Consider the following 13,161-nt stretch of genomic DNA (forward strand, 5'->3'; position numbering starts at 1 on the left):
CAGCCTCCCAACCGGTTGACCAACTGTTACGTTCCCTCACTTGGAGAACGGATCCCTCCTGGAAAAGAGGGGTTTCCCTCCCCCGCGTCTATGTTCCAATAGGAGGGTTGCACCGGCTGCCCGAGTCCAACCGCGGCCTCGGCCCAACGGAAGGAAGAAGCACATGACCGAACCCCAAGACCATCCCCCGGTCCCCACGCCCGGGAGCGCACAGGGCCTGGACCAGAAGGTTGAGGGTGGGTGCCCCGTAGCCCATGGCAGCGCCACGGCCCAGGGCAGCGAAAGTGAAAACCCGGCGATTGACACGCCGCAGCCCAAGGGGCACCGGCCACGGACCAACCAGGACTGGTGGCCCAACCAGCTGGACCTTTCCGTGCTTCATGCGCACAGCCAGGCGAGCAACCCGCTGGGCCCGTCATTCAGCTACCGCGAGGAATTCCAGAAGCTGGACGTGGAGGCACTCAGGCGTGACATCACCGAGGTCCTGACCACCTCGCAGGATTGGTGGCCGGCGGACTTCGGCCACTACGGCGGCCTCATGATTCGGCTGAGCTGGCACGCCGCAGGCACCTACCGCGTCCAGGACGGCCGCGGCGGAGCAGGTGACGGCAGCCAGCGGTTTGCCCCGCTGAACAGCTGGCCGGACAACGCCAACCTGGACAAGGCCCGGCGCCTGCTGTGGCCGGTCAAGCAGAAGTACGGCCAGAAGCTCTCCTGGGCCGACCTGCTGGTCCTGGCCGGAAACGTTGCCCTGGAATCGATGGGCTTCAAGACCTTCGGCTTTGCCTTTGGCCGGGAGGACGTGTGGGAGCCCGAGCAGATCTTCTGGGGCCCGGAGGATGCCTGGCTCGGCGACGAGCGCTACGTCGGCGAAGGGCAGATGTCCGAAGAGGTCGGCTCCACCGAAATGGGCCTGATTTACGTCAACCCCGAAGGCCCCAAGGGCAACCCGGACCCGGTGGCCGCTGCCGCGTTCATCCGCGAGACCTTCAAGCGGATGGCAATGAACGACGAAGAAACCTTCGCGCTGATCGCCGGCGGCCACACCTTCGGCAAGACCCATGGCGCCGGCCCCGCCGATGCTCATGTGGGTCCCGAACCGGAAGCCGCCAACCTTGAGGCACAGGGCCTGGGCTGGCTCAGCACCTACGGCAGCGGCAAGGGTGGCGACACCATCACCTCGGGCCTTGAGGTCACCTGGACGGACAGGCCTACGCAATGGAGCAACCGCTTCCTGGAGATCCTGTTCGAGTACGAGTGGGAACTGGTCAAGAGCCCGGGTGGCGCCCACCAGTGGGTGGCCAAGGACGCCCCCGAGATCATCCCGGACGCCCACGATCCCGCTAAGAAGCACCGGCCCACCATGCTGACAACGGACCTGTCGCTGCGCTTCGACCCCGTCTATGAGGCGATCGGACGGCGCTTCCTCAAGAACCCGGACGAGTTCGCCCTGGCGTTCGCCAAGGCCTGGTACAAGCTGCTGCACCGCGACATGGGCCCGGTGGGGCCCCACATGCTGGGCCCGTGGGTCCCGGAGCCGCAACTGTGGCAGGACCCTGTTCCCGCCGTCGACCATGAACTGATTGACGACCAGGACGTCGCCTCCCTGAAGGCCAAGCTGCTGGATTCCGGCCTGACCATCCCGCAACTGGCCGGCACGGCCTGGGCCTCGGCTGCCACCTACCGCAAGACGGACCGCCGTGGCGGCGCCAACGGTGCCCGGATCCGGCTGGAGCCGCAGCGCAGCTGGGACGTCTCCGAACCGGAGCAGCTGTCCACCGTGCTCCAGGCCCTTGAGCGTGTCCAGGATGAGTTCAATTCAGCCCAGGCAGGCGGCAAGAAGGTGTCCCTCGCCGACCTGATCGTCCTGGGCGGCGCGGCTGCGGTGGAAAAGGCCGCTGCCGACGCAGGGTTCCCCGTGACTGTGCCGTTCCGGCCCGGCCGCACGGACGCCACCCAGGAGCAGACCGACGTCGAATCATTCCAGTACCTGCAGCCGCGGGCTGACGGGTTCCGCAACTACCTGCGGGCCGGCCTGAAGCTCCAGCCAGAGACCCTCCTGCTGGACAAGGCCTACATGCTGGACCTCTCCGCGCCGGAAATGACGGCGCTGGTGGGCGGCATGCGTGCCCTGGGCACCAACGTGGGCGGCGCCGGCCACGGCGTGCTTACGGACAGGCCGCAGGTCCTGACGAACGATTTCTTCGTCAACCTTCTCTCACCAGGCACCAAATGGAAGGCGTCCGAGTCGGAGGAAAATGTCTACGAAATTACCGATGCCGCCACCGGTGAGCTGAAGTGGACGGCCACCCCCGTGGACCTGGTCTTCGGCTCCAACTCGCAACTGCGCGCCCTCACCGAGGTCTACGCCAGCGACGACGCCCGGGAGAAGTTCGTCAACGACTTCGTGGCCGCCTGGACCAAGGTCATGGAGCTGGACCGCTTCGACCTGAACTAGACCCCTAAGTCAGGGCCGGCTGCATACCGCAGCCGGCCCTGACTCCTTTGAAGCGATTGTCAGGGTCCGGCGGGAAAGCTGATCACCGCGGTGGTGCCGCCGCCCGGCGTCTCTTTCAGGCTCAGCTCTCCACCGTGGGCTTCCACAACGCGCCGGGCGATTGCCAGGCCCAGACCCGAGCCGTGTCCGTCACCGTCCCTGTGGAGCCGGACGAGGGGTTCCAGGACGCGCTGCCGGTCCTCCGGGGCGATCCCCTTGCCGTTGTCCGCCACAAACACCGTGGTTCCGTGGTAGTTGGAAATACCGCTGATGCGGACCTTGAGGTCCCGGTCCGGGCTCCGGTAATTCACTGCGTTGGCCACCAGGTTCTGCAGGAGCGTGCGCAGCTGGCCGGGATCCACATGGAGCTTCATAGCCTCGGCGTCCAGGACGGCGCCACTGCCGAAGGACAGGCCCAGATCCTTGGCGACCTCTGCTGCCACCGTCTGGAGGGAGACCCGTTGCCGCTGGAGGGCACCGCCCATCCGGGAGTAGGTCAGGACGTCTTCAAGCATGGCGAGCATCCGGTGCCCGCTGGCATCGATGATCTGCAGGTACTCGGCCGCAGGGTGGTCGCCGTCCACCTCGTCCCCGGCCATCTCCACGTAGCCCAGCATGGTGGTGAGGGGTCCGCGCAGGTCGTGGCTGACACGTCCCGCGAACTCCGCCAGTTTGGCATTGCTTTCGCGCACCTCGCTGAGGGCGCTGTTCAGCTGGAGGGTTCGCCGCTGGAGTTCCAGGAGCTGGACGGCCTGGCGGGCCAGGATCTCCAGCATGCCCAGGTGGTCCTTCCCAGGGGTGCCCGGGGTATTGGCGAAGACGCAGAGGGAGCCCAGCACGAACCCGGACGCGGTCTCCAGGGGCACCGACGCGTAGTACCGCACGGAGGCGATCTCCCCTGTCACAAACGGATTCGATGCGAGGCGGGGGTCCAGGGATGCGTCGGGGACAACGGTCGGCTTCCCCGAAAGGAAGACTTGTGAACACATGGAATCTTCGCGGGCGCAGACGGCGGCCTCAAAGCCGACGGCCGCCACCTGCTGTTGCTGATCGGAGGTGACAACATTGATCACGCCGAAGGGGACGCCGCAAAGTTTGGCGGCCAACTGAACCAGGTTCTTCAGGGGTTCCGTAGACAGCTCGTCAGGGGCGTGCGTGGATCCTTCGTCAGCGGCAAAGGCGAACCCGTATTCCTGCAGCAGTTCGTCCCGCCCGGCCGGATCCGCGGGAGCTGCAGTTACCGTCTGAGTGCGCGCCATGAATTGTCCCCTTTCAGACCGCAAATTTGGGTCCGGGGCCGATAGTACAGGCCAGCAGCGATTTCCCGGGAACGCGCTCACCGTGCACGGCCGGAACGCAGGCACATCCGCAGCATAGGATCTTCTCATGGCCCAGCTCATCGCACCAGACATCAGCCTCCACTCATCCTGGCTTGAGGCAGCGGCAGAGTTTGCCGGTGCCCGGCAGGACGGTGCGGGCGCAGACAGCTGGTCCCCGGACGATCTCATCGGTGCACAGGCGTTCAGCCGGTTCGTTGACGTCCTCATCAAAGACGCCAGGCCGGAAACGGTGCGGAAGCCCGGCTACGTGCCCTGCACCTACCTGTGGATTGTCGACGGCGGCACGTTCCTCGGCTCGCTGGCCATCAGGCACAGCTTGAACGACTACCTCCTCAACGAAGGCGGGCACATCGGCTACAGCGTCAGGCCCTCCGCGAGGCGGCGCGGCCATGCAGCGAAAGCGTTGGCAGACGCGCTTCCCGTGGCGCGGGCGCTGGGGATCGAACGGGTGCTCCTGACCTGCGACGAGGCCAATGCCGGCTCGAGGGCCACCATTGAAAAGAATGGCGGGCAGTACGAAGACACGCGCAACGGCAAGCGCCGCTATTGGATAGAGAACGCCTAGCCCATGGGGGGAAGCCCCCGCGCGAGTCTAGCTCCAGCGCAGGGGCCTCCAATGCTTCCTGCCGGGGAACTGACGTGGAAGCAGTTAAGAAATTACCGGTCGGTAGCCTGCCTACATGTCCAAAACCGGCACCTTCGGCCAATCTTGAGCCAACCTTGAGCGGAGCTCACTGCGCGATCTCATCGGAACTCAGTCCGTTGGCCCCGCCGCGGCATCCGGATCCTCTTCCGGTTCAAAGGTGTTGGGCTCGGCGCCGTCGGAAATCCCGACGCCGTCCTTACCACCGGGGATCCCGCCGTCGGCATTGCCTTTGCCGGCCGCCGAGCCTTCCTGCGGCTCATCCCCGGGCAGTGAATCAGGTGAATTGATGGACATCGATCCTCCTTCTGTGGCTGGGCCTCCACGCTAACAGCCCCCGACCCAAAAGGCGCCGGAAGGCGGCCATCTCCTGAAGTCAGCTGCCCAGTTCCGCGGCCCGCTGCTGCCTCAGGATGTAGCGCTGCAGCTTGCCCGACGGCGTCTTTGGCAGGTCCTCAACGAAGTGGATGCGGCGCGGGTAGGCGTGTGCGGCGAACTGCGTCTTGACCATGGTCTGCAGTTCGGCCACCAGGGCATCACTGCCGGTGGTCCCTTCCGCCAGGACTATATAAGCCTCCAGGACTTCTCCGCGCAGTTCGTCGGGAGCGCCCACCACGGCAGTTTCCAGGACCGCCGGATGGGTGGCCAGGACGCTCTCCACATCGAAAGGGCCAATCCGGTAGCCGGCCATGATGATCACGTCGTCATCACGGGAGGAGAAGAAATAGTAGCCGTCCGCGTCCACCGTGCCCGCGTCGCCGGTCAGGTACCACTTGGCGTCCGCGCTGAATCTTTCCGCCGTCTTTTCCGGTGCGTCCTGGTACCCCTTGAACCACATCATGGGGCTGTCTGCCACATTGACGGCAACCCGGCCCAGTTCACCCGGCGCGGCCGGCTCGTCGGCGTTGTCCTTGAGGACCGCACAGCTCCACCCCGGCAGGGGCCGGCCCATGGAACCCGGCCTGAGTTCCGTCCGCACGTCGTCATGCCAGGCATTGATGATCATCATCCCGTGTTCGGTCTGTCCGTAATGGTCCCGTACCGGAACCCCCAGCACCTCCCGGGCCCAGCTGATCACCTCCGGGGTCAGCGGTTCGCCGGCGGACGAGGCGCGCCGAAGGTGGAAAGGACTGATTCCGGCGCCGGCTTTCGCGCGCATGGTGCGGTACACGGTGGGGGCAGCCGCGAAGTTGGTGACGGAAAACGCCTCCAGCACTTTGAAGCTGAGTTCCGGCGAGAAACCCGGGCGCAGCAGGAGGTTCCGCCGCCCTGCCGCCATGGGACCGAGGATCCCGTAGTACAGGCCGTAGGCCCAGCCGGGATCTGCGGCATTCCAAAAAACATCCTCGTCACTGACGTCCAGGCCCAGCTCGACGTACTGGCGGAACGCGGCCAACGCCCGGACGGGCACCGGTACGCCCTTGGGTGCACCGGTGGTTCCGGACGTGAAGATCAGCACCAAATCACCGTCACCTCCCACAGCTTCGGCCGCGATCCCCGGTTGCGTCCTGGCAAGGAGCGGCGTGAGCGCCAGGTCCGGCAGGGATGCTTCTGCGCCGGCAACCACGACGGCGGCATCGGTTTCGTGGATCTTCGCCCGCTGGTCGGCGTCGGTTATCACAGCCTTTGCGCCGGAGGCTGTGAGGCGAAGCTCGATGGCCGGCCACGCGAAGGCGGTGAACAGCGGCACGTGGACGGCGCCGCGGCGCCAAATAGCCAGGAGCATGACCACCAGGTCCGCCGACTTTCCCATCAGGGTGGCCACCGCATCTCCCGGACCTATTCCCAACTCCGCCAAGGCGGCGGCTCCCCGTTCCGAGCGTTCCCGGAGCTCGCCGTAGGTGATGTCCTCGGCGGAGAGGTCGGCAGCAACCACCGTAAAGGCAACGGCGTTGGGATCGTGGCTGTCACACAGGAGTTCGGCCGCGCAGGCGTCGGCCGCACCGTAGGTGGAAAGAAGGGCATCAACGGCTGGGACCGGACGGGACATTCATTCTCCTTTGAACAATGTGACCTGGAACAGCGGCACCTGGAAACAGCGGCCTCTGTAACGCAGTGGAATAAACGTACTGCAGGTCAGCCCCTGGCGCCCGGCGGCCTGATGATGCGCCGCTGGGCAGCGGCCGCGATGGCGGCAGTGCGGTTGTCCACGCCGAGCTTGCCGTAGATGTGCACCAGGTGGGTCTTCACCGTCGCCTCGGAAATGAAGACCTGCCTGGCGATGGCGCGGTTGGACAGGCCCGTGGCCAGCAGCTCCAACAGCTGCACCTCCCGGGGGGTCAGCGAAGTGCCGGGGTTGCTGATCCGGTCCATCAGCAGCGCAGCCGCCCGCGGCGCCAGGGCCGTCCCGCCAGCAGCCGCCTGCAAAACCGCCTGCCGGAGCTGGTCCGGCGGCGCGTCCTTCAGCATGTACCCGCTGGCTCCCGCCTCGACGGCCGCCAGGATGTCCGCGTCGGTGTCGTACGTGGTGAGGATGAGTACCGGCGGAGCGGCGTGAAGTTTGCGGATCTCGGCAGTGGCCGTGACACCGTCCATCCCCTCGCCCATTTGCAGGTCCATGAGGACCACATCCGGCGCCTCGCCCAGCGCCGTCAGCCGGGCCAGTTCCTTCAGCGCAGCGGCCCCGTCAGCGGCCTCGGCGGCGATGGAGATGCCCTCGATTCCGGTGAGCATGGCACGCAGCCCGGCACGGACCACGGGGTGGTCGTCCACCAGCAGGACGTGCACCTCACCCACGGGGACCGCCGTCCAGCGGCAGCCGGATGGCCACCACGGTGCCCTCGCCGGGCGCGGCCTCCAGTGCCAGCGTCCCGTTCAATCCGGCGACCCGCTCCCGCAGCGAGCGCAGCCCGAACCCGCTGCCGTCCGCTGGGTCCGCGGCACCGGCCGCAGCGGCGGGATCAAAGCCCGTGCCGTCGTCGTAAATGTCCATGGTCACCTCGGTGCCCAGGAAGGCAAGGGTGACGACGGCGTTCGCTGCCCGGGAGTGTTCGCGGACATTCGCTAGGCTCGCCTGAGCCGCCCGCAGCAGGGTCACGCGGACCGGCTGGGGCAGATCCTGCGGCTCACCGTCCACCTCCAGCCGGCACCGCAACGCCACCCCAGCGGCCGCGGCGCCTGCCTCCGTCTTGCCGCACAACCGGCGCAGGGCCTCCACCAAAGTGGTCCCCTCCAGCTGTGGCGAGGACAGGCCGCGGACGAAGCTGCGCGCCTCCGCCAGGTTGTCGGCGGCGGTCTGCTGCACCAGCGCCAGCCGTGAGGATGCGGTCGCGGCATCACCGTCGGCGAGGGACTGCTCCGCCGCCCGTCCCAGGAGCACGATGCTGGACAGGCCCTGGGCCAGGGTGTCGTGGATTTCCCGGGCCAGCCGCTCCCGCTCCGCCAGCATCCCGGCGTCGTGCTGGGACCTGGCCAGCTCCTGCCGCGTCCGGCGCAGTTCGTCGGCCGCACGCCGCTGGTTTTCGGCCTCGCGGTACAGGGCCGCGTACGCCAGCCCGGTGATTACCGAGAAGACCGCACCCAGCACAGGTCCCACCACGGCCGCGGCATGCGGCACCGGGGCGCCGCTGGCAGCCCACTGGGAGGCAACTACCGCCACCGTCATCAGCGCGATGGTCGGCAGCGCAGCCCGCCGGGGCAGCAGGTGCAGGTGCAGGAAGAAGATGGGGAACGCCAGCCACGCAAAGTCCGCACTCCCGGCAAGCAGCAACGCCCACAAGCCCGTGACCAGGGCCAGCCAGAGCAGGCCGTAACGGCGGGGGTTGAAGCCGATCCGGGCTTCCGCGTGGCGCTTTTCGAGGACCGTTCCGGCCAGGTACACAGCAGCGAGGACCACGGCGGCGCCCGCCCACAGCCAGCGCAGGGAACCACCGGACATCAGTATCCGGACCAGGGCCACGGCCAGCAGCACCGCGAACCCCGTGTGCAGGGTGACCCGCAGGACCCGAAGGATTGCCGCCGACGATGCATTTTCCAGCGCATTCAACGGCCCCGTCGCGGGGATGCCGCCGGCCTTTTCCGGTGGTTGCGGCGGGGGCATGGCGGGCATTTCCCCAGCTTATGCCGGGACCGCCTGCAGGGGATCAACCGAACGGTTGACTCCCGGCTCAACCCTTCCATCCCGGAGGATCAACCGTCCCCGCGATGCCGCCGGGGGCAGCCCCCGGGAGAGTGGAAGGACACAAGAATCCACCCCTGCTGAGAGAAGAAACAACGTGTTCCTGGCAATCCGCGATATCCGCTTCGCCAAAGGCCGGTTCGCCATGATGGGCGGCGTCGTAGCCCTGATCACCCTCCTGCTGGTCATGCTGTCAGGCCTGACAGCGGGCCTGGCCGAGCAGTCGACGTCGGCCATCGACAAGCTGGGCGCGGCCGGCACCAGGCCGGTGGATACCATCGTCTTCGGCGCTCCCGGTTCCGCCACCCCCAAGGCGTCCTACACGGAAAGCTCCGTGACGGCCGCCCAGGTGGAGCGCTGGAAGAACCAGCCCGGCGTCAGGTCCGCAGAGCCGCTGGGCATTACCCAGACCCGGGCCCAGACCGTCAAGGGGTCGGGCACGGCCAACGTGGCGGTTTTCGGCGTTTCCCCGGGAAGCCCGCTGGCACCCGTTGAGGTGTCCGCCGGCACCGCGGTGCTGGGTACCTCGGTTGCGGAGGCTCTGTCGGCCGGCCAAGGCGACAAAGTCTCCCTGGGCGGCGTGGAGCTTTCCGTCGCCGCGGTGGTGCCGGATCAGTGGTACGCACATACCAGCGTGGTGTGGACGGCCCTGCCGGCGTGGGCCAGGGCAGCGCACGTGTCCGACGGCGGACAGCTGGCGACCGTCGTCGCCGTCACCTACGCCCCGGGGGCCACGGTGGACGGCGCCGCCGTCGACGCAGCCGTGCATACAGTCAGCGCCTCACGCGCCGGGTCCTTCCAGGCGCTGGGCTCCTTCAAGAGCGAGAACGGGTCCCTGACCCTGATGCAGGCGTTCCTGTACGGGATCTCGTCACTGGTGATCGTGGCATTCCTGACCGTATGGACCATCCAGCGGACCCGGGACATTGCCGTGCTGAAAGCCATGGGTGCGCCCGGTGCCTACATCCTCCGGGACGCCCTGACCCAGGCCGCGATCGTCCTCACCGCCGGTGCCGCCGTCGGTGGAGCCGTGGGCGTCGCGGCCGGTTCCCTTGCCGCCCAGGCTGCCCCGTTCCTGCTGAACGCGGGCACCACGGTGCTTCCCGTCGTCGGGATTGTTGCCCTGGGCCTGGCCGGCGCCGCACTGGCGGTCCGCCGCGTGACCAAGGTCGACGCGCTCCTGGCGCTCGGCGGCAACTAATCCACCCTTACGAAAGGAACGCCATCATGCCCTCCCCCACCCCCGCTCCCCTGAGCCTGGTCAACGTCACCCTCGAATATCCGGACGGCGGCGGAACCACCACCGCCCTGGACCGGGTCAGCCTCACGGCCCCGGCCGGCCAGCTGGTTGCGCTCGTGGGCCCTTCGGGCTCCGGCAAATCAAGCCTCCTGGCCGTCGCCGCCACCCTGGTCCGCCCCTCCCACGGGCAGGTCATGATTGACGGCACCGATACCGGTGGCCTCAGGGACAAGGAGCTCACCGCGCTGCGCCGGCACAAGGTGGGCATCATCTTCCAGCAGCCCAACCTGCTGCCCTCGCTCACCGCCGTCGAACAGCTCATCATCAGCGACCACCTGCGCGGAAAGCCTGCCAAGGCGGCTCGGACGAAGGCCGCGGAACTGCTGGACGTCGTTGGCCTCTCCGCGAGCGCCAGGAAACTGCCGCACCAGCTCTCCGGCGGCCAGCGCCAGCGGGTGAACATCGCCCGGGCACTCATGGGCAGCCCCAAGGTGCTGCTGGTGGACGAGCCAACCGCCGCTCTGGACCATGAACGCAGCGCCTCGATCATCGGGCTCCTCCGCCAGGTGACCACCGGGTTCGGGGTGGCCACCGTGATGGTCACCCATGACACCGAGTTCGTGCCGCTGACGGACGTGGTGGCCACCATGCGGGACGGCAGGCTGACGGCGCCGGTGCTGACGGGGGCGTAGGGGCCCCTGTCCTCACCCCAGGTAGTGCACCGTAAACGCCGTCAGGAACCCCACGGCCGCGGTGAGTCCGGTCAGGTTGTGGTGCTCCTCGAAGGCCTCGGGAATCATCGTGTCCGCCAGCATGGCCAGGATGCCGCCAGCGGCAACGGAGGTGATGAATGCGACCAGCTCATCCGGGGCGTCCTCCAGCGCCACATATCCCAGCAGCGCTGCCACTCCGCTCAGGAGCGCAATGCCGCCCCAGAGCCCGAACACGTACCCCCTGCTCCGGCCCGCCTTCTTCATGCCGGCGGTGCCGGACAGGCCCTCCGGCACGTTGGAGATGAAGACGGCTGCCAGCATGGCAGGACTCACCGCTCCGCCGGCCAGCAGGCCGACGCCCAGGACCACCGATTCCGGGACGCCGTCCAGCAGTGCACCGACGGCGATGGCGGTGCCGCTGCCCGGATTGTCCTTTTCGGAGGGCTGCTGGTCCCCGGACCGCTTGCGGTGCTTGGCGCCGGCCCTGGCCAGGAGCACGTTGGCGCCCACGTACACCACTGCCCCCGCCAGGAAGCCCGCCACCGTGGGCCAAAGGCCACCGCCCTTGACCGCCTCGTCCACCAGTTCAAAGGCAAGGGCCGAGATCAGCACACCTGCGCCGAAAGCCATGACCGTCGAGACGATTTTGGAGGGGATGGACCACCGCCAGGACACGGCAGCTCCCAGGACCAGGGCAGCACCGGCACCGGTGCCCCATACAAGTGACATCAACCAGGTAGGCATACCTCTTCCGTCCCCAGCGCGGCGGCAATGAAACAAGGGGCAGCAGTGCACCCGGTCACCCTCCACGGGCAGAATTGATGGGATCTTGAGGCAAACCTTGCCATCCCTAGACATTGCAGGTCCACGCTTTAGCCATAGGACCAAACCAGCTTGTGGGGAGCAGGAAGTCATGGGAAGCAGAACAGCGTTGGACAACGAGGTCACAACCGTGGGAGGCGTGCTGACGGACAAGCAGCCGCTGGATTTCCACACGTTGGGACTGGCCGGGTGCATTGACCGGCTTACCGCCCCCCTGAGGCAGCGCGGGACCTCGGTCCACTGGGATACTCCACACTGGGGCGTCGAGATCCCGGCGGACTGCGCGTCCCTCCTGTACCAGTCGGCCCGGGAGGCGCTCAGCAACGCGTTCAAATTCTCGTCCGCGTCCACGCTCAGCATCCAGCTGGCGGCTGTTGACCACGGCATCCGCTTGGTAGTGGCCGACGACGGCACGGGCTTCGACAGCATCCTCGCCAAGAGCGGGCGGCACCACGGCTACGGCCTGCGGCTCATGGCGGTCGCCGTGCAGGAAGCGGGCGGCGCAGTGGAGATCAGTTCCAGCCCCGGCCAGGGCACCAGCGTGACGGTGACGCTGCCGCTGGACTGACCCGCCGGCTCGCGATGCCGGCATAAAGACTCGGATGCCCGCCGTTGCTGGGACGGCGGGCATCCGTATGCCTTATGAAGACCCGCCAGGGAATCAGCGGGAAAGCTTGGCGGCGTCCGGTTCCAGGTCACCGATGTGACCGGGCGCGTTGGCGGCCAGGACCCGTGCCACGAAGGCCGCATACTCTTCCATGTAGTGGCTGAGGAACTTGGCGGTGGACCCGTCCTTGACCTCGCCGTCGTCGCCGAAAACCTTGGGATCGTACTTGACGTAGGCCTCCGGCGCATTCAGCTGCGGTGCGTCAAGGAAGCTCAGGACGGCCCGCATGGAGGACTGCATCACGGCCGTCCCGATGCTGCCAGGTGAGGCGCCGATGATGCCGGTGGGCTTGCGGGCAAAGGAGTTGGTGCCCCAGGGCCGGGATCCCCAGTCGATGGCGTTCTTGAGGGCTCCCGGGATGGAGCGATTGTATTCCGGGGACACGAAGAGGATCCCGTCCGCGGCCTCGATGGCTTCCTTGAGGGCCCGGCCCTCCGGCGGGAAGTCGGCGTCATAGTCGTAGCTGTACAGCGGGAGGTCCTTGATGGGGATCTCCGTGAATTCCAGTTCCCCGGGCGCGAGTTTGATCAGGGCCTTGGCCAGAACCCGGTTGATGGAACCGCTGGCCAGGCTGCCCACGAAATATCCGATCTTGTACGTTGCCATGAGTGGTCCTTTCCAACAGCCGGGCCGCGCCGGCTGGGTCGGTTTGGGTTGGAAATGGCGCCGTCCCAGCAGCCCGGAGGGGCGAAGAAACGGCGGTTGGTGCTCACTGCTTCACCAGTCCAGCACACAAGCCCTGCTGCGGCCAGAGTGCGTGGGAGGTCCTTGACACGTCATGGAGCGGAGCGCTGAATGAGGGGTACCGCGAATCAGCGCCACGAGGAGCAGCCATGACTGAAGATCGCTCACGGAACGACGACGACGACCGGGTCCACGCTGAATCGCCCGCCGAAGGCGATCCGGACGCAGACCCTGCCGACATCCGCGTCCACTCCCAGGACCCCGCCGAGGGAGCAGACGACGACGGGGACCCCGCCAGGAAATAGCCGCCCGGACGCCAGCCCCCGGCCCAGCAGCCAACCGTCCCGCCTGGCAAAATCCCCTTGCACGCACGCCACCTGTCTACTACGTTGTAGGTCATCGAGAAAGCGCTTTCCCACTATCGGGACTTCCGCGCGC

At 67.3% G+C, this 13,161-nt stretch carries 13 protein-coding genes; 6 read left to right on the plus strand and 7 right to left on the minus strand.

Translation table 11 applies throughout. From position 1 onward, the window contains the following. The first annotated feature begins 163 nt into the window (after nt 1-163). Nucleotides 164-2,458 carry a catalase/peroxidase HPI gene (katG, locus tag LDO86_RS17505; protein ID WP_018770683.1) on the plus strand — a complete coding sequence of 765 codons (2,295 nt, stop codon included), beginning with the start codon at nt 164-166 and terminating at the stop codon, nt 2,456-2,458. 59 nt (nt 2,459-2,517) lie between these two features. Here katG and LDO86_RS17510 read toward each other — a convergent pair whose 3' ends face one another. Further along, complete coding sequence (locus tag LDO86_RS17510) at nt 2,518-3,756, minus strand: GAF domain-containing sensor histidine kinase (RefSeq protein WP_018770684.1); 1,239 nt, start codon at nt 3,754-3,756, stop codon at nt 2,518-2,520. Nucleotides 3,757-3,883: 127 nt separating this feature from the next. On the opposite strand from LDO86_RS17510, the gene LDO86_RS17515 reads away from it, so the two are divergent. Continuing rightward, nucleotides 3,884-4,402: a GNAT family N-acetyltransferase gene (locus LDO86_RS17515; protein WP_018770685.1), complete on the plus strand. Its 519-nt coding sequence runs from the start codon at nt 3,884-3,886 to the stop codon at nt 4,400-4,402. A 189-nt stretch (nt 4,403-4,591) separates the two neighbouring features. On the opposite strand, the gene LDO86_RS17520 is transcribed toward LDO86_RS17515, so the two are convergent. The 4 genes from LDO86_RS17520 to LDO86_RS17535 form a co-directional block, all read right to left on the minus strand. Further along, nucleotides 4,592-4,777 (minus strand): hypothetical protein, encoded by a 186-nt coding sequence (locus tag LDO86_RS17520; RefSeq protein ID WP_018770686.1) that lies wholly within the window; start codon nt 4,775-4,777, stop codon nt 4,592-4,594. A gap of 79 nt (nt 4,778-4,856) precedes the next feature. Further along, entirely contained in the window at nt 4,857-6,470 is a 1,614-nt protein-coding gene (locus LDO86_RS17525; protein ID WP_018770687.1) for an AMP-binding protein, read from the minus strand. Nucleotides 6,471-6,556: 86 nt separating this feature from the next. Continuing rightward, nucleotides 6,557-7,216 carry a response regulator transcription factor gene (locus tag LDO86_RS17530; RefSeq protein ID WP_018770688.1) on the minus strand — a complete coding sequence of 220 codons (660 nt, stop codon included), beginning with the start codon at nt 7,214-7,216 and terminating at the stop codon, nt 6,557-6,559. Next, nucleotides 7,209-8,528 carry a sensor histidine kinase gene (locus tag LDO86_RS17535; protein ID WP_018770689.1) on the minus strand — a complete coding sequence of 440 codons (1,320 nt, stop codon included), beginning with the start codon at nt 8,526-8,528 and terminating at the stop codon, nt 7,209-7,211. Before LDO86_RS17535 ends, LDO86_RS17530 begins: the two co-directional genes overlap by 8 nt. Before the next feature lie 166 nt (nt 8,529-8,694). Here LDO86_RS17535 and LDO86_RS17540 point away from each other — a divergent pair, with 166 nt between their 5' ends. Beyond that, a complete protein-coding gene (locus LDO86_RS17540; RefSeq protein WP_018770690.1) occupies nt 8,695-9,798 on the plus strand; it encodes an ABC transporter permease in 1,104 nt (367 codons plus the stop codon). A gap of 26 nt (nt 9,799-9,824) precedes the next feature. Continuing rightward, the gene (locus LDO86_RS17545) at nt 9,825-10,529 is read left to right on the plus strand and encodes an ABC transporter ATP-binding protein (protein WP_018770691.1); all 705 of its coding nucleotides are present in this window, start codon (nt 9,825-9,827) and stop codon (nt 10,527-10,529) included. Nucleotides 10,530-10,541: 12 nt separating this feature from the next. On the opposite strand, the gene LDO86_RS17550 is transcribed toward LDO86_RS17545, so the two are convergent. After that, nucleotides 10,542-11,294, minus strand: a complete 753-nt coding sequence (locus tag LDO86_RS17550) for a ZIP family zinc transporter (RefSeq protein WP_026265987.1) — start codon at nt 11,292-11,294, stop codon at nt 10,542-10,544. Between the two features lie 169 nt (nt 11,295-11,463). On the opposite strand from LDO86_RS17550, the gene LDO86_RS17555 reads away from it, so the two are divergent. Next, on the plus strand, nt 11,464-11,940 hold the full coding sequence (locus LDO86_RS17555) for an ATP-binding protein (RefSeq protein ID WP_018770693.1): 477 nt from the start codon (nt 11,464-11,466) through the stop codon (nt 11,938-11,940). Between the two features lie 93 nt (nt 11,941-12,033). Here the strand turns inward: LDO86_RS17555 and LDO86_RS17560 are convergent, their stop codons facing one another. Beyond that, complete coding sequence (locus LDO86_RS17560; RefSeq protein WP_018770694.1) at nt 12,034-12,645, minus strand: NADPH-dependent FMN reductase; 612 nt, start codon at nt 12,643-12,645, stop codon at nt 12,034-12,036. Between the two features lie 227 nt (nt 12,646-12,872). Here LDO86_RS17560 and LDO86_RS17565 point away from each other — a divergent pair, with 227 nt between their 5' ends. Beyond that, a complete protein-coding gene (locus LDO86_RS17565) occupies nt 12,873-13,028 on the plus strand; it encodes a hypothetical protein (protein WP_018770695.1) in 156 nt (51 codons plus the stop codon). Nucleotides 13,029-13,161: the final 133 nt, after the last annotated feature.

The organism is Arthrobacter sp. StoSoilB19 (assembly GCF_019977275.1).
In the GTDB taxonomy this organism is placed as follows: domain Bacteria; phylum Actinomycetota; class Actinomycetes; order Actinomycetales; family Micrococcaceae; genus Arthrobacter.